Genomic DNA, 25,461 nt, shown 5'->3' on the forward strand with positions numbered 1-25,461 from the left:
ATGGCGTTCAAAGGCGGTGAGGGCCGCGGCGCCGCCAGGGCGCCACGGCTCAGGCGCGGGCGATCAGGACTCGAGCGCTTTCCACATGTCGATGTCGCGCTGCGCGGTCCACACGCGCGGGTCGGCGTACTGCGTGGCCTCGTCGTAGGCGCGGGTCACGTCGAACGGCATGCAGTGGTCGAAGATCACCCACTGGCCGTACTTGGGCGCGAGCTGCGCGTAGGCGTCCTTGTAGGTGCTCTTGAGGTCCTTGCCGGCGGCCGCACCCGCCTGCACGGCGGCATACAGGTCGGAGACGAAGGCGCGCGTGCCCGCCAGGCCGGCTTGCACCTGCTCCTGGCCCACCAGCGCCGCGCCGCGGCCCGGGACCAGCGCCAGCGGGTTGAGCTTGCCGATGTTGTCCAGCGTCTGCGGCCAGTCCTTGAAGTAGGCGTCGCCCGCATACGGCGTGGCGTCGAACTCCACCAGGTCGCCGGACAGAAGCGTGCGCTCCTGCGGCAGCCACACCACCGTGTCACCCTTGGTGTGGCCGCGGCCGAGCTGCAGCAACTGCACTTCGAGCTTGCCCAGCCACAGCGTCATCTTCCCCGTGAAGGTCATGGTGGGCCAGGTCAGGCCCGCGGGCACCGTCTCGACGTTGCGGAACAGGCGCGGGAAGCGGCCGATCTCGCTGGCCTTGTCCTGCTCGCCGCGCTCGACGATCAGGTCGTAGGTGTCCTGGCTGGCCAGGATCTGCTGCGGCTCGTAGGCCGAGGCACCCAGCACGCGCACGGCGTGGTAGTGCGTGAGGACGACGTACTTGATGGGCTTGTCCGTCACCTCGCGGATGCGGCGGATCACGTCCGCCGCCATGGCCGGCGTGGCCTGGGTGTCGGCCACCAGCACGGCGTCGTCGCCGATGATGATGCCGGTGTTGGGGTCGCCTTCGGCCGTGTAGGCCCAGGCATGCTCCGAAATCTGCGTGAAGCTGACCTTCTTTTCTTCCAGGTCGGCTTGAGAGGCGAACGCTTTGCTCATGATCAATTTCGCTGAACTGATTCAGCATTGTTTAACGTTGGACTTGATCTTAGTCAGAGCCTTCGCTAATGTCTAATCAATTAGACAAGTGAAAACCCTTAGGTGATTTATGCAAGAAGCCATTCCACCCTTTGAAGAGGCTGCTATGCCGGCCGAGAAAAGCTCCCGGGGCATACAGAGCATCGAGGTGGGCGGCCAGTTGTTGCTGGCGCTGGCCCACCAGGGCCGGCCCATGGCCTTGAAAGACTTGGCCCGCGAGGCGGGAATGGCACCGGCCAAGGCCCATCCTTACCTGGTGAGCTTCTGCAAGTTGGGCTTGATCGAGCAGGAGGCGGGCAGCGGCCGCTACGGGCTGGGTCCGCTGGCCATGCAGCTGGGCCTGATCAGCCTGCAGCAGTTCGACCCGGTGCGCATGGCCACGCCGCTGATCGAAGACCTGGCCGCGTCCACGGGGCACACCATGGCCATTGCCGTGTGGGGCAACCGTGGCCCAACCATCGTGCGCGTGGCCGAAGCGCCCAGCCCGGTGCACGTGGCCATGCGCCACGGCACCGTGATGAGCCTGCGCGGCACGGCGTCCGGCTGGTTGTTTGCCGCGTATCGGTCCGGCAACGAGGTGCAATCCGTCCTGGCCTTGGAGGCGGCCTCGGCGGCCGAAGGCGCCCTGAGGCTGGATGACCAGGCTTTCCAGGCCAAGCTGGCCGAGATACGCGTGCAGGGCATGGCCCGCGTGGTGGACCAGGCCATCCAGGGCGTGAGCGCGCTGGCGGCGCCGGTGTTCGATGGGCAGGGACAGCTGCTGCTGTCCATCACCGGCATAGGCCCAAGCGCCACTTTCGACACGGCCTGGGATGGCGCCTTGGCTGGCGCCATCCGCGATTGCGCGCGCGGGCTGTCCCGCCAGTTGGGCGCGAAAATCTGACGGACCCGGGCCGGCGCCCAAAGCCGACCGCCATCCTCCGTTCCTTCATCCACTGCGCCGCATGCCGGCGCTTTTTTTTGCCTGTTCACGTCTTGGGCCATGGCGCACGCCGTGGGCACACCCATCCCGAATGCGCGTTTCCCCTAGGTTAATGAATTTGCAATTAACAAACTTGAGCCATAAACTGCAAACAAGTTAGTTATTAACAAATGAGTTTGTCCAAAAACCTTGGAGACACGCCATGCTCAAGAGCTACACCTATCCCAAGTTCGAGCACCGCAAGCCGCCTGAGCTTTGCGGCGACGGGCCGCGGCGCTATCCGGTCGTCATCGTCGGCGCCGGGCCGGTGGGCCTGACGGCGGCGCTGGACTGCCGGCTGCACGGCATACCCGTGGTCGTGCTCGACGACGACAACACCGTTTCCGTCGGCTCCCGCGGCCTGTGCTACGCCAAGCGCGCCCTGGAGATCCTGGACCGCGTGGGCGTGGGCGAACCCGTGGTGGACAAGGGCGTGGGCTGGAACGTGGGCCGCACCTTCTTCGGCGAAGGCGAGGTGTTCAACTTCGACCTGCTGCCCGCGGCCGACCACAAGCGCCCGGGCATGGTGAACCTGCAGCAGTACTACCTGGAGCAGTTCCAGGTGGAGCGCTGCAAGGAGATGGGCGTCGAGATCCGCTGGAAGAACAAGGTCGTCTCCGTCGCGCCGGAGGGCGACAAGGTCACGCTGCAGGTCGAGACGCCGGACGGCGTGTACGCGCTGGAGACGGACTGGCTCATCGTGTGCGACGGCGCGCGCAGCCCTGTGCGTAACCTGCTGGGCCTGGACATCGACGGCAAGATCTTCATGGACCGCTTCCTGATCGCCGACGTGATCATGAAGGCGCAGTTCCCGGCCGAGCGCTGGTTCTGGTTCGACCCGCCCTTCCACCGCAACCAGAGCGTGCTGCTGCACCGCGAGGCCGACGACGTCTGGCGCATCGATTTCCAGCTCGGCTGGGACGTGGACCCGGAGGAGGAAAAGAAGCCGGAGAAGGTGATCCCGCGCATCCAGGCCATGTTGGGCGACGAGCGCGAGTTCGATCTGGAATGGGTCAGCGTCTACACCTTCCAGTGCCGCCGCATGGGCCGCTTCAACCACGGCCGCGTGCTCTTTGCCGGCGATGCTGCGCACCAGGTGTCGCCCTTCGGCGCACGCGGCGCCAACTCCGGCATCCAGGACACGGACAACCTGGTGTGGAAGCTCAAGTTGGTGCTGGACGGCCTGGCGCCGCAACGCCTGCTGGACACCTACTCCGAAGAGCGCGTGCATGCCGCCGACGAGAACATCATGAACTCGACGCGCTCCACCGACTTCATCACGCCCAAGAGCAACACCAGCAAGGCTTTCCGCAACGCGGTGCTGCAGCTCGCGCAGCAGCATGCCTTTGCCCGCAAGCTGGTGAACTCCGGGCGCCTGTCCGTGCCCGCGTTCTACAGCCGCTCCTCGCTCAACACGCCGGACATTGACGTGTTCGCCGGCGACATGGAGCCCGGCGCGCCCATGGAGGACGCACCCGTCGTGGCCGACGGCCGGCAGGCCTGGCTGATCGACCAGATCGGCAACCGCTTCCAGTTGATGGTGTATGCGGACGACCCCGCCACCGTGGACAAGAGCCTGCTGGGCGCGCTGCTGGACGCGCCCATTCCCGTGGAACCCCTCATCGTGTCGCCCAAGGCCGCCACGCTGCCGGGCGTGCACGTGCTGCAGGACGTCAAGGGGCTGGTGGCCGCCCGCTACGACGCCCGCGACGGCAGCGCCTTCCTGCTGAGGCCCGACCAGCATGTGTGCGCCCGCTGGCGCCGCCTGGATGCCGCACATGTGCGCGCAGCCGTTGCCCGTGCAACCTGCAACGCCTGACTGCCAAGGAGATTTTCATGAGCCTTCAACTGCAACCCAACTTCTCGGAAGCCGGCAAGCGCTACTACCGCGATTTTTCGGCGGGCGACGACTTCTACCAGTTGCTCATCGACATGCATCGTGACCTCAGCGACGAGCAAAGCGCGCTCGTCAACGCCAAGCTGATCCTGCTGCTGAGCAACCACGTCGGCGACATCGCCGTGTTGCGCGAAGCCATGGCCCTCGCGCGCCAGGGCGTGGCGGTGTGAGCGTGGCCGGCCGTGGGCGGCCGGGTCGTGCCCGGCGTGCCGGTACTCGCCGGTCGCGCCGGAAGGCCGATGGGGTGGCTACGCGAAAAGCGCTTGTTCGGCGGAGCCTGAGCACGCGGCGCCCATCAAAGGCGAGCCCTGCTTCATGAGGTCTTGAGGCGGCATGGGGCGTGCGAAAAAGAAGCCCTGCAGCTCGTCGCAACCGAGCTCGATCAGGGCATCCCGCTGCGCTGCGGTTTCCACCCCTTCGGCCACGACGCGCAAGTCCAGCGCGTGAGCAAGCCGGACGATGGCGTCGACGATGGCACGGGCGTCCTTGCTCGTGTGCACGTCCATGACGAATTCCCGGTCGATCTTGAGCTCGCTCACGCGCATCTGGCGCAGCGACGACAGGCTGGAATATCCCGTGCCGAAGTCGTCTATGGACACCACCACGCCGATGCCGGAGAGGCCTTCGATGATGCCTTTTGCAGCCTGGCTGCGTTCCATGGCCACGGATTCGGTGATCTCGCACACCAGTTGGCCCGGCTGCACCTCGTGCCGCTGCAGGGCGTCACGAACCTGCTCGACGATGCAGGCATTGCGAAGCTGATGGCTGGACAGGTTGACCGCCACCCGGACCTTGCTGCCCTGGGCCTGCCAAGCGCCCATCTGGCGGCAGGCCTCGTCAATGACCCATGCGCCTATCGCGTTGATCAGGCCGAATCGTTCGGCAATCGGAATGAACACGGCCGGGCTGATGGGGCCGCGCACAGGATGGATCCAGCGCAGCAGCGCCTCGACGCCGTTGACCTGGCCCGTGCGTCCACTGATCTTGGGCTGGTAGTGGAGCTGCAACTGGTGGGTCTCCACGGCCTCCCGCAAGGCTTGGCGCAGTTCGACCAGCTCGGAGACGTCTTCGTGCATGTGCGGCCTGAAGAAGGCGTAGCCGTTGCCGCCGCCGTTCTTCGCCACGTACATCGCCGCGTCCGCATCCGCCACGATCCGGTCCCGTTCGCCTTGATCGGGGTAGACCACCGCGCCGATGGAACACGACAGCGACACGCTTCGCGCGCCGATCTCGAAGGCGGTGGACATCACATCGAGAATGCGCTGTGCCACCAGCCTCACGTCTTCCTCTGCGGCCACGTCGTCCACCAGCAGCACGAACTCGTCGCCGCCTATGCGGGCCAGGGCGTCCACGTCCCGGATGACGGACTTCAAACGCAGGGCAATCTGCTGCAGCAGCGCGTCGCCGACGGCGTGTCCATAGCTGTCGTTCACCGGCTTGAAGCCGTCCAGGTCGATGAACAGCACGCCCATCTTGGCGACGGTTCCCTGCTCCAGCCGCGCCAGGGCGTTTTCAAGCCGTTCCTGGAACAGGGTGCGGTTGGAGACCCCCGTGAGCGGGTCCGTCATGGCCAGGCGCTCCAGCTCGGCATGGGCGCCGTCGAGGCTGGCGCTGGTCATTTCAAGCGCGGCGCTGACCTTGGCGGCCTGCTTGCCCATGCGGTCATCGACCCGCGAGGCCAAGAGCGTCAACAGCATCAGCACCAGGCAGGCGAGGATGATGACGGTATGCAGGCCCTCGCCATGCAGCGCTTGCGCGCTCAGGCAGACCGCGTTCAGCGGATAGTTGGCCGCCGCTTCGCCGAGGTAGTGCATGCCGCTGATCGCCAGGCCCATCACCAGGGCGGCGCCGACCTGGGCCCCTTGGGCCTGGCGGCCGTTGAGCACGCGCACGCGAAAGAATATCGACAAGGCAACGGCGGACGCGGCGAACGCGACCAGCGCCGAGCACATCACCAGCGTGCCGTTCCACACGATGCCGGGCGCCAGCACCAGCGCCGCCATCCCGATGTAGTGCATGGCGCAAATGCCCACGCCCATGACGAAGCCGCCCGAGACCAGCAGGCGCCAGCCCAGGCGGGGCCGCGACGAAATGAACAGCGCCAGCGCAGAGGTGGAGACGGCGCAGGCCCACGACAACAAGGTCATGAAGTGGTCGTAGCCGACTTCCATGGGCATCTGCAGGGCGAGCATGCCGACGAAGTGCATGGCCCACACGCCTGTGCCCATCACGATGCCGCCTCCCGTCGTCCAGAACAGCCGCAGGTAGAGATCGCGCTTTTGCACGCGCTTGGCCAGGTCCAGCGAGACGTAGGAGGCGAGGATGGCGACGAGCACCGACAAGGCGACGCCGCGAAGGTCGTAGGCGGGCTGGAGAAATTCGAGTGACGGCATTGTTTTCGTGCCTGCCCGCTGCGTCACCGGTGGCCCCGTGTGACGACAGTCCAGCCGCATGGTCGTTCGGCAAGGGCCTCCAGGGAGCGGCCCACGTCGGCAAGCCAAGGCTTCACCGTTGCCGGCATGGGCGATGGCCGCCGCTGCCGTGGGCAGCAACCCCCTGGAACCTCAAGTGGCGTACGTCGTGCTGATGGAAGCGGCCAGCCTGCTTTCTTGGGGTGGTGGTTTGACTATCGTCAGACCATGTCCACCCCTGCAGCGGTCCATCCCGGGAGTTCACACTCCGGTGACAGTCGGCGTGCTGCCAGACCCAAGCCGTGGGTACGGCTCCCCTTGGGCCCGGCCAGTTCCGTCAAGGCTTGTTGATCGCAGGATGCGCTTGGTGGTTGCCCTGACGCAGCGGCGGCCCGCTGGGCGGATCCGTCTGGGTCTTGCCGCAGGAAATGACGGGCTTGGTTTCTCCGACCAGCGTGATGGAGAAGGCCGCCACGTCATGAGGGAATGAACCCACCGTGCCGCCGGGCTCGCCCGCGTCGGTGAAGGCCAATTCGATGGTGGCCGGCTCCTGGTTGTAGGTGCCCACGCCGCTGCCCACCAAGGTGTCGAATCTCACCACCGGCTGGCCGGGGTCCAGCGCCGGGTTGTCCAGGCAATTGACGTCGGTGAGCTCCGTGAGGTGGAAGTGGTTGCCGCCGCTGAAGTTGATCTCCAGCCGGTTGGGCCCCTCTCCTTCCTTGCAATGCAAGGTAAAGCCGTGCGTGATGCGCACGCCATTGCAGAAGAAGGAGCCCCCGCCCGTCATCCGGCCGTCGAGGTTGCCCACGTGGGCAAGCACCGCGCCCGCGTACAGGGCTGCCGGGGCGGCCGCCAGGATCGCTCTCAGGATTGCAGTTGTGGCTTTCATTTGCGGTCTCCTGAACTGATGGAACGAACTTCCGTGGCCCGGCCCGTACTTCTGGTGGCCGGGACTGCGCTGAAGAGCGCAGCAACGCCAGCGACTGGCAAGACATGGGCGCAGCAAGGCACGAACCCGCTACATCAGTGCATCCGGCGCAAAACCAGCGGCTCAACTTGACATTTGGCGCACCGCGCCGCTGGGCCTACCGCGTCAGCGTTCGCGCCGCTCCTGCCGCCGCCGTGCCGTGACGCCGACCAGGGCCAGGCCGGCCAGCATCAGCGCATAGGTCGAGGGCTCGGGGACGCCCGGCACGGCGGACGAGGCGATCACGCCCCACTTGCCCCACAGCGTCGCCTGGTGGCTCAGGTCGTTGCGCATCAGCACCGAGATTTCCCCGCTCTCGTGCGCGCTGTCCGCCGGGGACTTCCAGTCGGACTTCGCCGTGATGGAGCGCAAGGCGTCGTCCCCGTCGATGAAGCGGGAGGAGAAGAACACGCTGGCGGTGCCGTATTCCAGGCCGCGCAGCAGGGGCGAGGGGTTGCGGTAGGGGTCGACTTCGGCATCCAGCGTGTACTGCCCGGTGATGCGCAGCCCGGTGTGCGCGGACAACTGGAACAGCGGCATGCCGAGCGCACCCTGGTAGATGGCTATGGATTTGAGTTGGTAGCGGTCCGAACCCAGGTACGGGAGGCTTTCCGCCGTGAAGCCGAAGCTGCCCGACTGGCTGAAGGCGGACAGTCCCGCCTGCGACGCCGCGGCCGAGCCGTCGGGGAAGCTGACGCTGGCCGGCTCCGTGAAGCTGCCAAAGTCCTTGCAACCGGTGCAGTAACCCCCGCTTTTGACGCGGACCAGGGACTGGCCGGTGAACTTCACGGTAGGCGTGATGCCGTCGTTGGGGTCCAGGTCCACCAGCTCGTAGCGCAGCTCGGTGAGGCTGGCGGTGGCCGAGGCCTCCGCCATGGCGGGAATGGACGCGACGGCCAGCAAGGTGCCCAAAAGCAGTTTCATGAGCGTTTCCTCGTGGGGAGGCGGCAGGTTCGCCCACGGCATCTCCCGGAAGACCTGCCCTTGCTTCCCGAAGGCCTGCGGCTGCGCGCCCTTCACGGCGCGAAGCGCTGGCGCACAGCGTGCGGACACAGGCGACTCAAACGGCGTGACCGCAGGAAAAAAGCGCTGCGCAATATCTCGGTTCACATGGCCGTGGCCGGGCGCAGGGCCTGCGCGTCCATGACGTAATTCACGCTTGAGGTCGGCAGTTGCAGGGCGCCGAAGGCGGCGCATCGTTTTCGCCATGCTTTGCGGCTCAAAGCGTTGTACATCGCCTTTGAAAACAAACGATCTGGGGCCTGCTGCGCTTGTTTGCCGTCGGTGGCCCATATGCACATGCTGTACAAAATCGCCCGCATCCTGCGGCTCACACAGCTCGCGGCCTTGCTGTTGGTCATTGGCTTGGGCGCGGCGCTGTACGCCGTCCTCCTGCAATACAAGGCCGCTGGCCAAGCGGTGGATCACTCGCACGAGGTGCTCAATGAGATCGAGCAAGTGCGCACCAATTCGCTGCGCGCCGGGGTGTGGCTGCGCAGCTATGGCATGTATGCCTCCAAGGACATGCTGCCGCGCGTCAGAAAGTCCGCGGCAAGCGCAACGGAAGCGGCTGCCCGGCTGCAGGCGCTGACGGCTGCCGACGCCCTGCAAGGCCCGCGGGTCCAGCTGGTGATGAAGGAGCTGGACGAGGTCATGAGCATCTACCTTGTCTCCGCCGACATTGCCCAGCAGCAAGGGCCGGAAACGCTGCGGGAGATGACCATCGCGCAGACAAGACTGGACATCACGGCCGGGCTCAGGACCGTGCTGGACCAGATTGAAATGACCGAGCGGGATCTCCTGGCCGCCCGGCGCACCGTCGAGGAAGAGCGCAGGGGCCTGAGCGAGGCCCTGCTCCTGACCGTCGGCGGCGCCTTCGTCGCCATCATGTTCTGGACGATGCGGTACTCGGGGCAGCTCATCCGCCTGGGCCAGCAGGAAGTCGACCAGTTGCAGGACGCGGCCCTGCTGGACCCGCTGACCGGCCTGCTCAACCGGCGCGGTTTGCACAAGTGGTTGGCGAAGATGGCCACGAAGGGCCCTGGAGAAGCCGGTATCGCGGTGCTGGCTTTTGACCTCGACGACTTCAAGCTGGTGAATGACCACTACAGCCACGACGCAGGCGACCAGGTGCTCAAGGCCATCACGCAGCGGTTGCAGCAGCAATTCCGCAGTGGCGACGCCGTGGCGCGCGTCGGCGGCGACGAGTTCATCGCCGTGCTGCCCTGCGTGGCCTCCCGCCAGGAGGCTGCGGCCATCGCACGGCGCACTTGCGCACGCCTGTGTCGGCCCATCCAGCTTGCCCCGAACGTCGAAGTGTGCGTCGGCGCCTCCGTCGGCGTCGCCATGCTGCACGAGGATGGGCAGGACATAGACGCCTTGCTGCACGCCGCGGACAAGCGCATGTACATGGCCAAGGGCACCCGCAAGGCTCAAGCCTCGGCGGACGCAGCGGTCGCTGAAGAATCCGCCCTGGCCTGAACGGGTCTGCAGCGCCCGACCGGCAAGCCATGACACAGGGTTGACGCACCAGAAGGAGCCCGCCCATGAGCATCAAGTTTTCTGCCCGGCCCAGCCGCTACGGCTTTGGTCCCCACCTGTCTACCGGCCAGATCGACGTGCAGGAGCTCGAGGATGGCGCCGGCTTCACCATCACGCGCCTCATCGACGACGAGATTTGGGCGCCGGTCAGCGGCCCTGACGATCCTGCCTGGCTGATGTGGAACACCGTCACGGAAGCGGCGGCCTGGGTCCATCTCGCGCGGCCCGTCAAGGATTACCCGCATTGGGGTGCCGTGCTGATTTGAGCCGCCTGCCGTTGGCCGGCATGGCGCGTCCTACCCTCGATGGGGACAGGCCTGGTCCTGCCTTGTTCGAGCAAGAGCGTAGGCGGTCAGGTCTGTGCGCAAGCGGTACGCCGCGACCTCCACCAGCTCGCCATAGCTGCTGCTGGGCTGGTCCATTTGGCTGGCGACCCGCTGGGCCACGTCGGCGCCTGCACATTCGATGATGATGTAGTCGTCACCGCTGCCGGGATGAGCGCCCGTGACCGTCACCGGCTTGGACAGCTCCGGATCTCCTTCGACGAAATGAGCGCAGACCACGCCAGGCACGTCGAGCATCCGCAGATAGGGCTCCAGGCTGGGCATCATGCGGGCGCCTTCCTTGGGCCGCAGCCGAACCAGCGCCACGCCGGCGCCCCGCGTCTGGCCACGGCTGTGCACCAGGCGCCCGACCACCCGGGTCGGCGCGATGAAGCGGGCGATGTGATGGAGGGACCACGGCGTCTGATGGGCCAGTGCTGCACGGTAGGGCGCGCTGTCCAGGGCCTCGAAATCCACCGCGTTGTAGATCTGCAGGTACCGCACCGGCGTGCTGAGCGACTCGTAGCGCCGTGCCTCCAGGAAGCCCGGGATCGCCACGCGCTCGGCCAGGTGCTCCGTGTCGAACCACAGGTTGAAGTCGTCCTCCTCTTGCGCGAGGACCTGCATCGAGGACATCAGGATGCCCGTTCCACCGAATACCATGTGCGTCTCCATACGAGCTTGCGAATCGTGCGTGCGGTTCATCAGTCGAGCCGGATGTTGGCGTCCGCGATGACTTTTTCCCATTTCAGGCGGTCGCGCTTCATCGTGTCGGCGAGCTTCTGAGGCGCTCCGCCCTCGATCTCCAGGCCCATCTCCACCAGCTTGGCCTTCATCTCCGGTTCGTTCAGGATCTCGTTGACGTTCTTGTTGAGCATGGCAACCACCGCGTCCGGCGTGTGCGCCGGTGCCAGCAGGCCGAACCAGTGCAGCAGCTCGAAGCCGGCAAAGCCGCTGCTCTCCGACACGGTGGGCAACCCTGGATAGGCCGGTGACGGCTTGGACGTGGTGATCGCCAGCGCCCGCAGCTTGCCGGCCTTTGCCATGGGCATGGACTCGGGGCCGATCGCCATCATCACCGGGACCTGGCCGGACATCACGTCCTGAAGCGCCGGCGCGCCGCCCTTGTAGGGAACGTGCGTGAGCTCCACGCCCGCCACCCGCTTGAAAAGCTCCATGCCCAGATGGCTGGGATTGCCCGCGCCGCTGGACGCGTAGCTCATCGGCTGCGGCGACGCCTTGATGTAGGCCCGCAGCTCGTTGAAGGATCTCACCGGCAGGCTGGGGTTGACCATGACCACGCTGGGCAGCGTCACGACCATGGCGATGGGCGCAAAGTCCTTCTCCGGGTCATAGGGCAGCCGGCCCTTGTAGAGCGTGGGATTGACGGACAGTCCCGCGGTCGAGGCCAGCAGCAGCGTGTAGCCGTCGGGTGCCGACTTGGCGACGTAGCTGGCCCCGATCTGCTCGGTGGCTCCGGGCTTGTTCTCCACCACGACCGGCTGTTTCAGGCGCTGGCCGAGCCGCTGGCCCACCATGCGCGCAACGGCATCGGAAGCGCCGCCGGCCGGATACGGCACCACGATGCGGACGAACCGGTCCGGATAGTCGCCGGCATGCGCTGCGCTGCACGCCAGGAGTGAGGCAGCCGAGAACAGGGAGAGCAGTACGGTCTTCATGTGCATCCAATCAGGCAGGCGTGATCGCGCCCCGCTGGGTGGGGCGACACGGGGAGGAAGGGGATTGCCGCTTACTGCGGCGTGATGTGCGCCGACTTGACCAGCGCTTCGTAGCCCTGGGCGTCCTTGCGGATGAACTCGCGGAAGGCCTCGGGCGAGTCGCCCACGGGAATCAGCGAGGTCTCGGCAAGCTGGCGGCTCAGGTTGCCCTGCAGTGCCGTGCGGATGGCCGCACTGATCTTGTCGATGACGGGCCTGGGTGTCCCGGCCGGCGCCGCGATGCCGGTCCACGTCACCACCTCGAAGGCGGGAAAGCCGGCTTCCTTCATGGTGGGCACGTCCGGCAGGAGCGGCGAGCGCTGGCTGCTGGTGATGGCGAGCGCGCGCAGCTTGCCGCTCTTGACGTAGGGCAGCGCGGTGGGCGACGTGTCGAACAACATGTCGATCTGTCCGCCCATGAGGTCGTTGAGCGCGGGAGCTCCGCCCTTGTACGGCACGTGCAGCATTTCCACGCCGGCCTGCTGCATGAAGATCTCGGTCGAGAAGTGCTGGGCCGAGCCCACGCTGGCGCTGCCGAAGCTGACCTTGCCCGGCTGCGCCTTGGCCATCGCCACCAGCTCCTTGACGCTGTGCGCCGGCGACTGCGGGCTCACCACCAGGATGTTGGGCTGGTCCACGATGCGCATGATGGGCGCGAAAGCCTTTTGCGGGTCGAAGGGCGGGTTGGCATACAGGTACTGGTTGGCGGCGAAGACCCCGGCGCTGCCCACGAGCAGCGTGTAGCCGTCGGGTGTCGAGTTGGCAACGAAGGCTGCACCGATGTTGCCCGAGGCGCCGGGCTTGTTTTCCACCAGGAAGGGCTGCTTGAGCGAGTCCTGCAGGCTCTTGCCCACCAGCCTGGCCACCATGTCCACACTGCCGCCCGGCGGAAACGGCACGATGAGCTTCACGGGCTTGCCGGGATAGTCCTGGGCCAGCGTGAGCTGCGCGCCGCAGGCCAGCAGCACGATGAGCACTTTCTTCAGCATGGTCGTTGCTCCTGTTTGCATCAAGCGCAAATTGGCTTGTTGGCGAGGCTGGCGCACAGCGCCGCCTCGACCTGCGCTGCGACGTCCAGCAGCGTGAAGTCGTGGCCGGCCCGGCCGACCAGTTGCAGACCGATGGGGCGGCCACGCCCGTCCTGCCCTGCCGGCACCGAGATGCCGCACAGGGCGAGCAGGTTGACCGGTCGCGTGAAGTGCACCGGCGCCAGGTTGTGGTCCACCTCCTCGATCCGCGGCGCGGGGCCGGCGGTCACCGGCATCGCGATGGCGCTCAGCTCCAGCCGCGCCATCTCCTGGGCAAACTGCTGCTGCCAGCGGACCGCGGTGTCCCGGGCTTTCAGGTACTCGACGACCTTGGTTGACCTGGCATCGATGAAGCGCGGCCGCACCGACGGATCGATGGGCAACGCGGGGTCGTCCAGGAAGCGGTCGTTCACGGCGGCACCTTCCGCGATCATGATGGCGTTGGTCACCGCCTTGAAGGCCGCCAGCGCCGCGGGGAACTTGAAAGGCACCAGCGTGAAGCCCGCGCCCTCCAGGGCTTTCAGGTTGTGTGCAAGGCATTGCGCCACGGCGGGTTCCAGCGGCGCCAGCTCGTCGTCTTGCAGGTAGCCGATGCGCATGCCGGCCGGCTCGCCTGCGGCGACGTCCAGGTGCAGCGCCATCGCACACTGCCGCGCATCGTCTACCGAAGACACCAGCACCCCGAGGCTGTCCAGCGTATCGCTCAGTGGGTACACGCCCTTGCGCGGCAACGCGTCGATGGTCGGCTTGAAGCCCACGATCGCGCAAAAGGCCGCGGGCACGCGCACGGAGCCGCCGGTGTCCGACCCGACCGCCCAGGGCACGAGATGGGCCGCCACCGCCACGGCCGAGCCGCTGCTGGAGCCGCCGGGCACCAGGGTGTCGTCGGCGCTGCCGGCTGGATTGCGCGGCGTGCCCATGTGCGCGTTGGTGCCCCAGGCCCCCAGCGCAAACTGCACCATGTGCGTCTTGCCGATGACGATGCCGCCTGCCGCACGGATGCGCTTGACGATCTCGGCATCTTCATGGGCCACGTTGGCGTGCAGCAGCGGCGATCCGGCCGTGGTGGGCCGGCCTTGCACGTCGATCAGGTCCTTGAGCGCCACGGGAATTCCGTGCAGCGGGCCGCGCCAGCGGCCTGCGGCAATGTCCTGGTCGGCCTGCGCGGCGGCGGCGCGCGCCTCTGCCGCGTAGACCTCGATGAAGCTGTGCAAGTGGCCGTCGTGCGCTTCGATGCGGTTCAGGCACTCGCGCGTCAGGGCCACGGACGTGGTTTCCCCTGACCGCAGGGCGCGCGCCAGCTCGGCAATCGGCGGGAACGCCGTGGGCAGGGTCTGCGTATTGCTCGGGCTCATGCCTGCACCTCCTCGCCGCGCAGCGCGGTGCCCAAGATGGCCGGGTAGCTTTCGCCCGCGCGCAGCCGGCCCAGGGTCGACTGCTCGGCCCGCTGCATCTCGATGGCCCGCTCGGCCAGGCCGCGGGCCTCGTGCGGCGACATGATCAGGATGCCGTTTTCGTCCGCCAGGACCAGGTCGCCCGCGCTCACCTGCACGCCGCCGCATTGCACCGGCCGGCAGAAGCTGCCCGCCGCGCCGCCGCTTCGGGTGGTGCGCGCACTCAGCCCGCAAGCCCAGACCGGCAATCCGATCTGGCGCAGCTCGTCGATGTCGGTGACGCAGCCGTCCACCACGACACCGGCCGCACCGCGCAGTTGCGCGGCCAGGGCGCTCGCACCGCCCAGGCAGGCCACGGCCTCGTCGCCCGCACGATCGACCACCAGGAAATCCCCGGGCCGCAACTGCCCGAGCGCGTGGTGAAGGATGGAACCATCGTTGCCTTCACAACGAACGGTGACGGCCACGCCCGCGGTTCGCCTGGTGCCGGCCACCGTCCGAATGCGCCGGTGCAGGAAGCCGAGGTCATGGAAATGGCCGATGGTCGCGGGCTCGGCCTCGCAAAGGGTCGCGAGGAGTGCCAGGTCGCATCGCGCCGGCAGGGTGCCCAGTTCAATTCCACTCATTTGGTACGTCGCCCTTGTTGAATGGAAGAAATGGTATGAAGGCGGCCTCTTTACAGATATTGATAAATTCTGTGCATCGTTGATTCGGATTTCTAATCAATGCGCTTCACCCTGCACCAACTGGCGGCTTTCGTGTGGACCGCCCGTCTTGGCACGGTGCACGCGGCGGCGCGGCACCTTCACCTGACGCAGCCGGCGGTGTCCCATCGCATCCGTGATCTGGAAGAGGAGCTGGGCATCCAGTTGTTCGAGCGGCAGCACCAGCGGCTGGTGGTTACCGAGCTGGGCCGCAACGTGCTGGTCTATGCGGAGCGCGTCATGTCCTCCGCACAAGAGATGGCGCGGCTGGACTTGCGGCGCACCATCACCGGCCTGATCCGCATCGGAGTGGACGAGTCCTGCGCCACGGTGGGCATGCCGCAGATACTCAAGGACCTCAAAGATTGCTACCCCGCGCTGCGAGTCGACCTCACGGTTGGCGGCGGGGCCCAATTGCTGGAAAAAATCAACCACCACGAACTCGATGTGGCCCTGCACACCGGGCAAAGCAGCCAACCGGACGTGACAAGCCAGTTCCTGGGCCTCACCGAGCACCAGTGGGTGGCGCCCGTGGACCTCATGGTGCCCGCTGGCGATGCTTTCCTGCCGGCCCATGCGCTGAGCCATCGCATCGTGTCCAATGCGCCACCCTCGACGCTGCACGCCTCGGCGTCGCGATGGCTCGCTTCAGAAGGCTACGCCTTCGAGGACTACAGCGCGTGCAACTCGCTCTCGCTCATGGTTTCGCTGGTCGTATCGGGACACGCCATCGCGGTGCTGCCGGCCTCTATTGCAAGACCGTATGTCCTCGCCAATGCGGTCAAAGTGCTCAGGCCCAAACCCGAGCTGCCGCTGGTTCCCTACTATTTTTCCTATCTCTCCCACCATCGCAGCGAAACCACCGCCCGCATCTTGGATATCTCACAGCGCAATTTGCAGCTGGCAGGTTTCTTCCATTCTTCAGGAGCGGCCAGCCCACCGGCCAATTAATTTATTTTTCATTGAAAAGCACAGATTGTGCTGGTTTCTATGCCTTGGCAGCCTACCCTCGGATCCTAGACGTGGTGTGTCATTCGATAGTTCCACAGAAACCAGGTATGCATAGGCGTCGTGCACAAATTGTGTTTTGTTCAATGAATTTCGCAGTTTGAAGGCTGCCTGAAAGGCTATCGCGGGAATGTTTTTGTAGTCTTTGCTGCCTTAACATAGGTCTATTCGGACTATGAATTTCGACTTCAACTTTGACTTCCTGGCACAACTGCAAGCCCCTGTAGACGAGTTGCGAGCGCTGCGGGATGCGTGGAAGCCTCAGGAGGCGCTGGACCGCATCCTGAGGCTGCCGGATTTGCTTCGCGGCGACCTCGAAGTGCTTGAAATCGAGGCGCACTGCCATCAGAGCCTGGGGCGTTACACGCAAGCGCTGGTGATATGGGAGCGCGTGCTGGCCGTCAACCCCGGCCACTTGGCGGCACTGTGCAGCCGGCCCCGTTGTATGGCGGGTGCGGGAGACGTGCGCGGAGCCTTCGATCTTGTTTCCCGCACGCTGGTAAAGCTGCCGCATGAGGCGGGGCTGTTGAGCGTTTGGCTGAGCCTGATGGTCACGCTGCAGGGGCCTGCGCCGACGCTCGCAGCGCTAACAGACATACGTGCTCAACGCCGTGTGCAGGGCGCGTCATACAACTCGATATTGGAAGAGGTCCGTGCCAAGCTGTTGTCCTTGCACGACCCCGCAGAGCTGGCGCAACTCGACAAACAAGATTTGCTTGGGCTGGGCAACGTCGGCTTGCCCGAGGCTTATAACTTCCGCTATATCTACGAGCAGTTTGTTGCGCTGGGAAATAATTGCGAATTCGGCTTTGTGCAGCGCAAACGCGGTGCGGAGCCGCTGTCGTTATTCAGGTGGACCAGCGTCAAGCTGCCTGAACTGGTGAGACTCCTGGCCGACCGCCTGCAGGGTTTTGATGCGCCAGAACACTATTCGTTGGGCGGCAATGCCGACGTGGAATATTTTCTCAACGAGTCGCGATACGGCACGGCATCGCACACCGGCGTGCGGCGCAGCGACATTTCGCCGGATGCTTTCCTGGCCAAGCTGGTCAAGCGCCAGACTTTTCTGGCGCGCAAGTTTCTGGAAGAAGCCCAGGCAGGCCACAAGATTTTCGTGCGCAAGGACGATGGTCCTTTGGCCACGGCCGACATGCAAGCCGTGGAGGACGCCATGCGCGCGCTGGGCGCGCGGCGATTCTTGTTCGTGGTCCGGGCGGACGCCCAGCACCCTGGGGGCAGCGTGAGCGTGGCTTCGCCGTGCCGCGTGGTGGGATACCTGTCAAACAACATGCCCCACACCTGCTTTGACGAGTGGGATCGCATTGTGGCCGCTGCCTACGACCATTTTGTCCCCGGAGCTTTCAAGCGATGAGCAGCGCTGGAATGCAAAGCTGCGGACACAACGAAGATGGCGTGGAGGCCGGCGTCGAGGAGATTTTTCGCGAGGTATTGATGGCACCCGCGTTGACGCTTGAGCCGCAGATGGTCACCGGGGACCATGAGCGCTGGGACTCGATGGCGAACGTGGAAATCCTGCTGGCCTGCGAGGCGCGTTGGGGCATTGAATTCCGCTTCGCCGAGATCGATGCCATTCGCAGCGTGGGCGATTTGTTCAGCGCCATTCGCGTGGCTCGGAGCCGGCGGTGAGCCCGTTGCTGGCGCGGTTGGAGTCGGTGGCGCGGGCGCAGCCGGGGCGGGTGGCGCTGGTGGCCGACGGCAGGCATCTGACCTTTGATGAGCTGTGGACGCGAGCCGGTGACGTGGCCGACGCGCTGCGCGTGCGCGGCGTGCGCCCCAACGACCGCGTTGCGGTGGTGGGCGAGCGCGGTGCAGAAGACTTCGTGCACATGTTGGGCATCTGGAGGGCCGGGGCGGCCTACGTGCCCATCGGCACCAAGGTGCCGCCGGAGCGCGCGCAGCGCATGCTGCAGCTCGCCGGTGTCGTGGCGGTGCTGGCAGGGCGCACTGACGGCTTGGCCAGCCGCAGCCTTTGGGTGGGCTCCGGGCCTGCATGGCCCGCACCCTGCGAGGCGCTGGACGGCGAGGCGCTGGCCTATGTGATTTTCACATCGGGCAGTACCGGCGAGCCCAAGGGCGTGCCGGTCACGCACCGGAACTTGTCGGCTTATTTGGAAAACCTGGGACAGTGCTACCCGCTGCATTCGCATGACCGGGTCGCGCAACTGGCTGAGCTGTCTTTCGATGCCTCGGTGCATGAATGGGTAGGCGCCTGGTGGGTCGGGGCGACCTTGTGCGTCGTGCCCACACGCGCGGCGCTCATGTGGCCGCGCTACGCAGCTGAGCTTGGCGTCACCTCGCTGCTGGCGGTGCCTTCATCCGTGGCCATGGCACAAGCCAAGGGGCTGCTCAAGCCCGGCAGCCTGTCCACGCTGCGCCTGGTTTTTCTGGGTGGTGAGGCCTTGCCTTTGAGCGTGGCTCGCGGGCTGCAGCAGGCGGCGCCGCACGCACAGCTGGTCAACCTGTTCGGCCCCACTGAAGCGACGGTGGCTTTCACCCATTTCCCCATCGACCTGTCCCAGCCCTTACCGGAGGTGGTGCCCATAGGCCAGCCGTTCAAAGACCAGCAGGTGCTGCTGTGTGAGGAGCAAGGTCACGCACCGTCGCCGGGTGCCGCAGGCGAACTGATGCTGGCTGGCAGCCAGGTTTGCTCGGCGTACTGGAATCAGCCCGCGCAGGACCTGCGTGCCTTCACAACGATCGGCGGGCAGCGCTGGTACCGCAGCGGTGACCTCGTGCGCGATGACCCGCGCTGGGGCCTGTGCTACCTCGGCCGCACCGACAGGCAAGTCAAGATCAAGGGCTACCGTATCGAGCTGCAGGAGGTGGAGTTGGCCGTGTCGTCGCTGCAAGGGGTCACGCAGGCCGCCGTCGTTGCCGAGCCCGCGCCTGCGGGCGCCGCCTCCGGGCTGGTCTGCTGCTGGACCGGGTCGCAGCCTCTGGATGAATCGACGTTGCGGGAGCAACTGGCCCGCATCCTGCCGGCCTACATGCTGCCCGGCCGCTTCAAGTGGCTGCAGGCGCTGCCGCTCACTGAAAGCGGCAAGACGGACTACAAGGCGCTGGCCGCTGCTGCGGGCAGCAACTGACCTTGGGCGGGCCGCCTGCCCAGGGCGGCCTGCTCCAAATGCCGCTCCAGTCGCCTCTCCAGGCAGGCCTGCGGCGAGGGGTCATGCATGGTCTGCTCCCGCCGCCTCGGCCAGCGCCAGGCGATGAAAGTCCTTGAGCGCTTGCAGTTCGCTGGCGTAGTCGAAGTCCGGGTCGTCGCGTTCCTTCACCAGTTCGAGCACCTCGAACACAAAGCGCTCGGCGCCGCTGCGGTCCCACCCGGCCTGCAGCGTGCGATTGGGATGCGAGCGCATGCGCAACTCGAAGCGGGCACGGTTGAGCGCTGCGTGCACGTTGCGGCTGGCGCCCAACAGCACCTGCCCGCTTTCCCGGTCGCGGATGGCATACACGCCCATGGGTGGAAAGGCGTCGCGCGCCTGCCGTGCAGCCACGCGCCGCGCCGAGCGCGACGCCGGGGAGATGGAATCGTTCATCTGAATTCCTTTCGATGGTGATGACGGCCTGCGAGGTGGCAGGACAGGCCGGGACATGCCTGCTGGTCCCGGCGCACGCCCAGCGCGGTGCCTGGACCGTCAAGCGGCCCACTGGCTCAAGAAAAAGGGAAACGGCGGCTCAGCCCGCTGCGGGCTCGGCCAAGCGCAGCACGTAGGCCTGCACGCCGGCGGGCCAGGGGGCCATCTGCGCCCGCAGACGCTCGATGTCGCCCGCGTACAGCGCGCGCGAGGCCTCCTCGAAACCGGCTAGGTCGCCCGCGAGCGCCGACATCGCGTGATACGCGCGATCCCGCGCCTGCCGGGCGCGGTCCCGGTCGGCACCGCTGCGGCGTGCTTCGTGGACGAGCTTGCGCAAGGCCACGGAAGCACCACCCGGTTGCGCAGCCAGCCACTCCCAGTGCTCCGGCAGCAGCGTCACTTCGCGCGCGACCACGCCCAGCTTCGGCCGGCCACGGCCCTTGGGGGCCTGTGCCGGCTCGGCCACGGCGTAGCGCGCCGCCACGGCGTGCTCGCCGCCGCGCAGGTCCAGGTCGGCCGCGCGGCCGCTCGCATCGCTGAACACGAGCGGGTTCACAGTGGGCTGCGCTTGCTGAACACGCAGCACCGCCACGGCCACTTCCTGCAAAGGTCCGGTGGCCACGTGGCGTCCCTCGACAAAGGCGGTGTAGGTCTGATCCATGGTTTGCTCCATGCCATGGATTTTGCCCGGGTAAAAATCTGCCGTCAATAACACCCGGGTATAAATCGACAGCAGGTCATGCTTTTGGAAACTGGACGTGCCTGACGTCCAGCAGCCTCATGGTGACCCGAGCGTCAACCGCGCAGCGGCAACGCCGCGCCGATGGCGATGAACACGCCACCGCAGCTGCGGTTGAAGCGCCGCCCCATGCGCGCAAGCCATGGGCGGATGCGGTACGCCGCGCTGGCCAAGGCGTACTCGGTGGCGAACTCCGTGGCCGTGTAGGTGGCCGCCATCACGGCGAACTGCACGACGAGGTTGCGCTGCGGGTCGATGAACTGCGGCAGCAGCGCGCTGAAGAACAGCAAGCCCTTGGGGTTGGTCACGGCCGTCAGCAGCCCTTCGCGCAAGAGCGCGGTGCCGCCGACCGCAGGGCCGGCGCCGTGGACCTCCATGGCCACCGGCGGCGAGCGCCAGAGCTTGATGCCCAGCCACGCCAGGTACGCACCGCCCGCCCACTTGAGCACCGTGAGCCACAGCAGCGACGTCTTGAGCAGCGCGCCGATGCCAAACATGCACAGCGCCATGAGCAGCACGAAGCCCAGGAGCCCGCCCGTGATGGTGAAGAGCGTCCGGCGCCGGCCGTGCAGCGCGCCGTGCGTGATCGCCAACAGCCCGTTGGGGCCCGGCGAGAGCGACATGCCGATGGAGGTCAGCAGGAACAGGAGCCAGGTGTCAGTCGGCATGGCGCAGGCGTCTCGGACGTCAGGCAGTGGGCAAGGGCCGCGATGGTGCCGCCAGGCCACGGCGCCGGACAACCGATTTGTTCTCACACAATGCGTGAGACCAGCGTGTCCTTCGCCAGCCGCTGGCTCGCGCCGCGTCTGCACCGGCTCAAGGAACGCTGCCCGCAGCTCGACGTGCACCTGGACGTGACCGACATCAACGTGGACCTGCGCGACGGCCAGGTGGATGCGGCGATCCGCTACGGCAGCGGGCACTACCCGCATGCCGCCGCCGAGCAGGTGTTGGAGGAGACCGTGACGCCGGTGTGCAGTCCGGCCTACCGCGCGTTGGCCGGTGGCCTGGCCGCGCCGGTGGACCTGCTGGGTTGCACGCTGCTGCACGAGGACCGCATGCTGGCCGATTGGGCGCAGTGGTTGGCGCGCGCGGGCGTCGAGCGCAGCCACCGTGCGCGGCAAGGCCCGGCCTACAGCCACGGCAGCATGGCCGTGGAGGCGGCGATCCGCGGCGAGGGCGTGGCCCTTGGGCGCAGCTCGCTGGTGTCAGACGACCTTGCCGCAGGCCGGCTCGGGGCGCCCTTTCCCGACGTCCGGCTGCAAGCCGAGCGCGGCTACGACCTGGTTTACCGCGTCGGCGCGGGCAACGACCCGAAGATCGCCGTGCTGCGGGCGTGGCTGGCACAAGAGATCCGCCTGTTCCTGGAAACTAGGTTTAAGGCAGATAAGCATTCATAATCTTCTATAACAGAAAGTGCCAGCATTTTGCTTTTGTCGTGGTAGCCGAACGGTGAAGTCAAGGCCGACAAGCACTTAGGACGGCCGGCGGTACCTGGTGCCGGTCAGAGTCGGCCTGAACAAGCGTTGGCTGGCCGAACAGCGAGATGGGCGCTGTACGGTACAGCACCCCTTGCGCCGTGGACGGTGCTGTACGGTACAGCACCCGCTGCGCACCGGAGGGTGCTGTACGGTACAGCGGCCAGGCACAGCGCTCGCAGCGCTTTGAAGCTTCTTGAGCGGACGCGGTTGCGAGCCGGCGCGCCGGCCGCCTAACCGCGCCGTCCGCCGCCGCCGCGGTGCCTGTCGGCGCGCACCTCGGTGGCAAAGCTGTGGTTGAGCTGGCCCGCCTGCTCGGTGAGGCGCTGCAGCATGGCATCCAGGCTTTGGAGCAGCCCGTCGTCCAGCGCCTGCAGCAGCCGGCGGTTGAGTTCGGCCACCTGCGGGAATAGCTCGGCGTGCAGGGCCTGCCCCTTGTCGTTCAGGGCCACCAGCGCGCGGCGCCTGTCGCCGGGCAGCGCCACGCGCTGAATGAATCCTTTGACCGCGAGGCTGCCTATGGCGCGCGAGGTGCGGGCCCGATCCAGCGCGATCTGCTCGGCCAGGTCGGACGGCGACAGCGGCCCCTGGGCCGCCAGATGGGCCAGCAGCCGCCACTCGCGCCGCGATATGCCGTAGCGCCCCTCGCACAGCCTGATCACCGGCGCACCGCTGAGCGCGATGAGCCGCGTCAGGCGGTAGTTCAGCACTTCATCGAGGCGCTCGGCCTGGCGGCTCAGGGTCATTGCCTACATCGGTTGATTTCAACAATCGATTGTCGCGTTCCTAGAGTTGAGGCATGTCAAGCGCTCGCAACATCCTCTTCATCATGGCCGACCAGCTCCGCTGGGACCATCTCGGCTGCAGCGGCCATCCCTACCTGCGCACGCCCAACCTGGACGCCCTCGCCCGCCGCGGCGTGCGCTTTGCCAACGCCTTCGTCAACAGCGGCGTGTGCGGACCCAGCCGCATGAGCTACTACACGGGCCGCTACCCCATCAGCCACGGCGCGACCTGGAACCGCGTGCCGCTGCCCGTGGGCGAAGTGACCCTGGGCGAGTACCTCAAGGGCGCCGGGCGGACGCTGGCCCTGGCCGGCAAGACCCACGTCATGGCCGACCAGGAGGGGCTGGCCCGCCTGGCGCTGGACGGGCAGTCGGCGCTGGGCACCTTCCTGGAGCGCGGCGGCTTCACGGAGATCGACCGCTACGACGGCCACCACCCGCCCGGCAACGAGAGCAGCTATCCCGCCTTCCTGCGCGCGCAGGGCTACGACAGCGCCGACCCGTGGAGCGACTACGTCATCTCCGGCGTGGATGCGCAGGGGCGCGTGGTCAGCGGCTGGCACATGCGCAACGTCCACCTGCCCGCGCGGGTGCGCGAGGAGCACTCCGAAACCGCCTTCATGACCGACCAGGCCATGGGCTTCATGGACCGCATGGGCCAGCAGCCCTGGGTGCTGCACCTGAGCTACGTGAAGCCGCACTGGCCCTACATGGCGCCCGCGCCCTACCACGCGATGTACACGGCCGACCAATGCCTGCCCGTGCAGCGCAGCGCCGCCGAGCGCGAGGACGAGCACCCGGTGGTGGCCGCCTACCGCCAGAGCGAGGAAAGCCTGAGCTTCCAGCGCGAGGACTGCATACGCACGGTGCGCCCGGCCTACCAGGGCCTCATTGCGCAGCTCGACGCGCACTTGGGCCGCCTGTTCGAGCACATGGAGGCGCGCGGCCTGATGCAGGACACGCTCATCGTCTTCACCGCCGACCACGGCGACTACCTGGGCGACCACTGGCTGGGCGAGAAGGAGCTGTTCCACGACACGGTGCAGAAGGTCCCGTTCATCGTGGTCGATCCGCGCCGCGAGGCCGACGCCACGCGCGGCCGCGTCGAGCAGCGCTTCGTCGAGGCGGTGGACGTGGTGCCCACCTGCCTGGACGCGCTGGGCCTGGCGCTGCCCACGCACCGCATCGAGGGCCGCAGCCTGTGCCCGCTGCTGCGCGGCGAGGAGCCGCCGGAGTGGCGCGACTTCGTCTATTCCGAGCTGGACTACAGCTTCAAGCAGGCGCGGCGGCTCGTGGGGGTCGGCCCGCAGGAGGCGCGCGCCTTCTCCCTGCGTACCGAACGCTGGCGCTACGTGTACTGGCTGCACGCGCCGGAGCAGCTCTACGACCTGCAGGCCGATCCGCAGGAGTTCCACGACCTTGGGCGCAGCGCCAGCCATGCCGGCGTGCGCGAGACGCTACGGGGACAACTGCTGGACTTCCTGGCCCGCCGCAAGCACCGCACCACCGTGAGCGACGCCTTCGTCGAATCCCGCACCAACCGCCACAAGCAGGCCGGCGTGTTCTTCGGCCAGTGGTGAGTGGTGAGCGGGCGCCCGCCCGCCACCCACGCGCCACCGCCCTGCCCTTGCCTGTCCATCCAGCGGCGCCCGCGCGGGCCCGTCCGCCGGGCCCTGGCCGCCTGCAACCCACTCTGGGAGACCCCTTCATGAACAAGTCCGCCTTCACCGCCGCGGTGCTGGCTGCCGGTGCCGGCGCCGCGTCGGCGCAGACCGGCGTGAGCCTTTTCGGCCTCGTCGATGCGTATGTCGAATCGGCGCGGATCGCCGGCCAGCCCACTGTGAACCGCGTCTCCAGCGGCGGCAGCGCGGCCTCGCGCTGGGGGCTGCGCGGCGGCGAGGACTTGGGCGGCGGCCTCAACGCCCACTTCGTGATCGAAAACGGCTTCGCTCCCGACACCGGCGCGGCGTTGCAGGGCGGGCGGCTGTTCGGCCGCCAGGCCTGGGTCGGCCTGGCCTCGGCCACAGCTGGGGAAATCCGCCTGGGCCGCCAGTACGCACCCATTCATTACTCGATGCAGGGCAGCGACATCGACGCCTTCTCCGCCTTCTCCCCGGTGTTTGCGATGTACCTCTCCAACGGCGAGCAAAGCCGGCAGGACAACCAGGTGAGCTGGTGGACGCCCAAGCTGGCCGGCTTCTCCGGCGCGGTGTCGGTGGCCGCGGGTGAAAACGCCGCCGTCGCACCCGGACCAACGACGGGCTGGATCCCCGCGGCCGGCACGGCCCGGCGCAGCCTGGGTGCGCTGCTGCGCTGGCAGTCCGGCGATCTGGACGCCAGCGCGGCCTTCCACCAGGGCGGCCAGGCGCTGGCGGCCGGCGAGGCAGAACAACAGGCCTTCAACCTGGGCGCAATGTGGCGCGCGGGCGGCGTGCAGGTGGGCGGCAACTACTGGTCGCACCGCAACGAGCTGCCCTCCGCGGCCACGGCGCGCACGCAGGGCTTCGCTTTGGGCGTGCGCGTGCCGGTGGCCGGCGCGCTCAGCCTCGTGGCCCAAGTGGCCCAGGTGCGCGACAACGGCCATGCCTATGCCACGGGCGCCGTGAAGGCCGAGGGCCGGACCAACCACCTCAACGTGGGCGCGAGCTACGCCCTGTCCAGGCGCACCGAGCTCTACCTGCGCCATGCGCGCGTGCAAGACCGCAGCGGCGGCTACAACGGCCGCGCCAACGCCGCCCTCCTGGGGGCCTTCGGCGCCAACAGCGCCCTGCCCCCCGACGGTTCGGCCCGTACCCTGGGCGTGGGCCTGCGCCACAGCTTCTGAGCTCCCCAGCCTCGACACACACCAGGAG

Annotated in this window: 25 protein-coding genes; 12 read left to right on the forward strand and 13 right to left on the reverse strand. The window is 67.1% G+C overall.

From position 1 onward, the window contains the following. Nucleotides 1–63 precede the first annotated feature (63 nt). On the reverse strand, nt 64–1,017 hold the full coding sequence (locus tag SM757_RS17965; protein WP_066332491.1) for an MBL fold metallo-hydrolase: 954 nt from the start codon (nt 1,015–1,017) through the stop codon (nt 64–66). A 145-nt stretch (nt 1,018–1,162) separates the two neighbouring features. Between SM757_RS17965 and SM757_RS17970 the strand changes: the two genes are divergently transcribed. The 3 genes from SM757_RS17970 to SM757_RS17980 all read left to right on the forward strand — a co-directional run bounded on the left by SM757_RS17970 (nt 1,163) and on the right by SM757_RS17980 (nt 4,084). Continuing rightward, nucleotides 1,163–1,939 (forward strand): IclR family transcriptional regulator, encoded by a 777-nt coding sequence (locus tag SM757_RS17970; protein ID WP_066332391.1) that lies wholly within the window; start codon nt 1,163–1,165, stop codon nt 1,937–1,939. Between the two features lie 241 nt (nt 1,940–2,180). Next, nucleotides 2,181–3,836 carry an FAD-dependent oxidoreductase gene (locus SM757_RS17975; protein ID WP_322466542.1) on the forward strand — a complete coding sequence of 552 codons (1,656 nt, stop codon included), beginning with the start codon at nt 2,181–2,183 and terminating at the stop codon, nt 3,834–3,836. A gap of 17 nt (nt 3,837–3,853) precedes the next feature. Continuing rightward, on the forward strand, nt 3,854–4,084 hold the full coding sequence (locus SM757_RS17980) for a DUF2783 domain-containing protein (RefSeq protein WP_066332395.1): 231 nt from the start codon (nt 3,854–3,856) through the stop codon (nt 4,082–4,084). A 78-nt stretch (nt 4,085–4,162) separates the two neighbouring features. On the opposite strand, the gene SM757_RS17985 is transcribed toward SM757_RS17980, so the two are convergent. From SM757_RS17985 to SM757_RS17995, 3 genes are all read right to left on the reverse strand, one after another. Then, a complete protein-coding gene (locus SM757_RS17985; protein ID WP_322466543.1) occupies nt 4,163–6,307 on the reverse strand; it encodes a putative bifunctional diguanylate cyclase/phosphodiesterase in 2,145 nt (714 codons plus the stop codon). Nucleotides 6,308–6,662: 355 nt separating this feature from the next. After that, nucleotides 6,663–7,214 carry a hypothetical protein gene (locus SM757_RS17990; protein ID WP_322466544.1) on the reverse strand — a complete coding sequence of 184 codons (552 nt, stop codon included), beginning with the start codon at nt 7,212–7,214 and terminating at the stop codon, nt 6,663–6,665. A gap of 204 nt (nt 7,215–7,418) precedes the next feature. Beyond that, nucleotides 7,419–8,216 (reverse strand): PEPxxWA-CTERM sorting domain-containing protein, encoded by a 798-nt coding sequence (locus SM757_RS17995; protein ID WP_322466545.1) that lies wholly within the window; start codon nt 8,214–8,216, stop codon nt 7,419–7,421. 303 nt (nt 8,217–8,519) lie between these two features. Between SM757_RS17995 and SM757_RS18000 the strand changes: the two genes are divergently transcribed. Both SM757_RS18000 and SM757_RS18005 read left to right on the forward strand, forming a co-directional pair. Continuing rightward, nucleotides 8,520–9,773: a GGDEF domain-containing protein gene (locus SM757_RS18000; protein ID WP_322466546.1), complete on the forward strand. Its 1,254-nt coding sequence runs from the start codon at nt 8,520–8,522 to the stop codon at nt 9,771–9,773. Nucleotides 9,774–9,838: 65 nt separating this feature from the next. Continuing rightward, nucleotides 9,839–10,099 carry a hypothetical protein gene (locus SM757_RS18005; protein ID WP_322466547.1) on the forward strand — a complete coding sequence of 87 codons (261 nt, stop codon included), beginning with the start codon at nt 9,839–9,841 and terminating at the stop codon, nt 10,097–10,099. Nucleotides 10,100–10,129: 30 nt separating this feature from the next. Here the strand turns inward: SM757_RS18005 and SM757_RS18010 are convergent, their stop codons facing one another. From SM757_RS18010 to SM757_RS18030, 5 genes are all read right to left on the reverse strand, one after another. Next, nucleotides 10,130–10,819, reverse strand: a complete 690-nt coding sequence (locus SM757_RS18010; protein ID WP_322466548.1) for a DUF4286 family protein — start codon at nt 10,817–10,819, stop codon at nt 10,130–10,132. Between the two features lie 41 nt (nt 10,820–10,860). After that, nucleotides 10,861–11,835 carry a Bug family tripartite tricarboxylate transporter substrate binding protein gene (locus SM757_RS18015; protein WP_066332404.1) on the reverse strand — a complete coding sequence of 325 codons (975 nt, stop codon included), beginning with the start codon at nt 11,833–11,835 and terminating at the stop codon, nt 10,861–10,863. Between the two features lie 71 nt (nt 11,836–11,906). Then, nucleotides 11,907–12,863: a Bug family tripartite tricarboxylate transporter substrate binding protein gene (locus SM757_RS18020; RefSeq protein WP_322466549.1), complete on the reverse strand. Its 957-nt coding sequence runs from the start codon at nt 12,861–12,863 to the stop codon at nt 11,907–11,909. Nucleotides 12,864–12,883: 20 nt separating this feature from the next. Then, nucleotides 12,884–14,257, reverse strand: a complete 1,374-nt coding sequence (locus SM757_RS18025; protein WP_322466550.1) for an amidase — start codon at nt 14,255–14,257, stop codon at nt 12,884–12,886. Further along, a complete protein-coding gene (locus tag SM757_RS18030; protein WP_322466551.1) occupies nt 14,254–14,922 on the reverse strand; it encodes an RraA family protein in 669 nt (222 codons plus the stop codon). Before SM757_RS18030 ends, SM757_RS18025 begins: the two co-directional genes overlap by 4 nt. 99 nt (nt 14,923–15,021) lie before the next feature. Here SM757_RS18030 and SM757_RS18035 point away from each other — a divergent pair, with 99 nt between their 5' ends. The 4 genes from SM757_RS18035 to SM757_RS18050 all read left to right on the forward strand — a co-directional run bounded on the left by SM757_RS18035 (nt 15,022) and on the right by SM757_RS18050 (nt 19,115). Continuing rightward, nucleotides 15,022–15,951 carry a LysR family transcriptional regulator gene (locus SM757_RS18035; RefSeq protein ID WP_084267198.1) on the forward strand — a complete coding sequence of 310 codons (930 nt, stop codon included), beginning with the start codon at nt 15,022–15,024 and terminating at the stop codon, nt 15,949–15,951. A 232-nt stretch (nt 15,952–16,183) separates the two neighbouring features. Beyond that, nucleotides 16,184–17,380: a hypothetical protein gene (locus SM757_RS18040; RefSeq protein ID WP_322466552.1), complete on the forward strand. Its 1,197-nt coding sequence runs from the start codon at nt 16,184–16,186 to the stop codon at nt 17,378–17,380. Nucleotides 17,381–17,391: 11 nt separating this feature from the next. Next, nucleotides 17,392–17,655, forward strand: coding sequence for an acyl carrier protein (locus tag SM757_RS18045; protein ID WP_322466553.1), 264 nt, complete (start codon nt 17,392–17,394; stop codon nt 17,653–17,655). After that, on the forward strand, nt 17,652–19,115 hold the full coding sequence (locus tag SM757_RS18050; RefSeq protein ID WP_322466554.1) for an amino acid adenylation domain-containing protein: 1,464 nt from the start codon (nt 17,652–17,654) through the stop codon (nt 19,113–19,115). The genes SM757_RS18045 and SM757_RS18050 overlap by 4 nt, the downstream gene beginning before the upstream one ends. A gap of 81 nt (nt 19,116–19,196) precedes the next feature. On the opposite strand, the gene SM757_RS18055 is transcribed toward SM757_RS18050, so the two are convergent. The 3 genes from SM757_RS18055 to SM757_RS18065 form a co-directional block, all read right to left on the reverse strand. Beyond that, nucleotides 19,197–19,568, reverse strand: coding sequence for a GIY-YIG nuclease family protein (locus tag SM757_RS18055; RefSeq protein WP_322466555.1), 372 nt, complete (start codon nt 19,566–19,568; stop codon nt 19,197–19,199). Nucleotides 19,569–19,707: 139 nt separating this feature from the next. Further along, nucleotides 19,708–20,268 (reverse strand): DUF2239 family protein, encoded by a 561-nt coding sequence (locus SM757_RS18060; protein ID WP_322466556.1) that lies wholly within the window; start codon nt 20,266–20,268, stop codon nt 19,708–19,710. A 134-nt stretch (nt 20,269–20,402) separates the two neighbouring features. Further along, complete coding sequence (locus SM757_RS18065) at nt 20,403–21,014, reverse strand: LysE family translocator (protein WP_322466557.1); 612 nt, start codon at nt 21,012–21,014, stop codon at nt 20,403–20,405. A 105-nt stretch (nt 21,015–21,119) separates the two neighbouring features. Here SM757_RS18065 and SM757_RS18070 point away from each other — a divergent pair, with 105 nt between their 5' ends. Further along, nucleotides 21,120–21,746 (forward strand): LysR substrate-binding domain-containing protein, encoded by a 627-nt coding sequence (locus SM757_RS18070; protein WP_322466558.1) that lies wholly within the window; start codon nt 21,120–21,122, stop codon nt 21,744–21,746. 311 nt (nt 21,747–22,057) lie between these two features. Here the strand turns inward: SM757_RS18070 and SM757_RS18075 are convergent, their stop codons facing one another. Beyond that, nucleotides 22,058–22,570 (reverse strand): MarR family winged helix-turn-helix transcriptional regulator, encoded by a 513-nt coding sequence (locus SM757_RS18075; RefSeq protein WP_066332433.1) that lies wholly within the window; start codon nt 22,568–22,570, stop codon nt 22,058–22,060. Between the two features lie 53 nt (nt 22,571–22,623). Between SM757_RS18075 and SM757_RS18080 the strand changes: the two genes are divergently transcribed. Further along, complete coding sequence (locus SM757_RS18080; RefSeq protein ID WP_322466559.1) at nt 22,624–24,189, forward strand: sulfatase-like hydrolase/transferase; 1,566 nt, start codon at nt 22,624–22,626, stop codon at nt 24,187–24,189. Nucleotides 24,190–24,317: 128 nt separating this feature from the next. Next, nucleotides 24,318–25,433 carry a porin gene (locus SM757_RS18085; protein WP_322466560.1) on the forward strand — a complete coding sequence of 372 codons (1,116 nt, stop codon included), beginning with the start codon at nt 24,318–24,320 and terminating at the stop codon, nt 25,431–25,433. Nucleotides 25,434–25,461 lie beyond the last annotated feature (28 nt).

The organism is Azohydromonas lata (assembly GCF_034427735.1).
Classification (GTDB): Bacteria; Pseudomonadota; Gammaproteobacteria; order Burkholderiales; family Burkholderiaceae_C; genus Azohydromonas; species Azohydromonas lata.